Below are 271 nucleotides of genomic sequence, written 5' to 3'. Positions count from 1 at the left end.
CCGGAACCTGAGGATGTTCGTCCACTGGAATGCCACGCCCATTGTCCGAGACAGTGACAAATCCGTCGGCATCGAAACTGACTTCGATGAAATTTGCATGTCCTTCCACCGCTTCGTCCATCGAGTTGTCGATGACTTCCGCAAAGAGGTGATGCAGCGCCTTTTCGTCCGTGCCGCCAATATACATGCCGGGGCGCAGGCGTACGGGTTCCAGACCCTCCAGAACACGGATGGACGAAGCATTATAGTCATCGCCTGCCGATGAAGCAGG

General features: G+C 55.7%; 1 protein-coding gene. It reads right to left on the bottom strand.

Annotated elements, in window-relative coordinates; translation table 11 throughout:
• Window positions 1–271 (bottom strand): ATP-binding protein (locus R0J92_RS23130; RefSeq protein WP_411053392.1); only part of this gene is annotated, 271 nt, incomplete at both ends.

It is taken from the genome of Tritonibacter sp. SIMBA_163, assembly GCF_046535935.1.
GTDB classification, from domain to species: domain Bacteria; phylum Pseudomonadota; class Alphaproteobacteria; order Rhodobacterales; family Rhodobacteraceae; genus Epibacterium; species Epibacterium scottomollicae.
The sequence above is the reverse complement of the archived record's forward strand: the minus strand, read 5'-3'. Positions and strand labels throughout refer to the sequence as shown.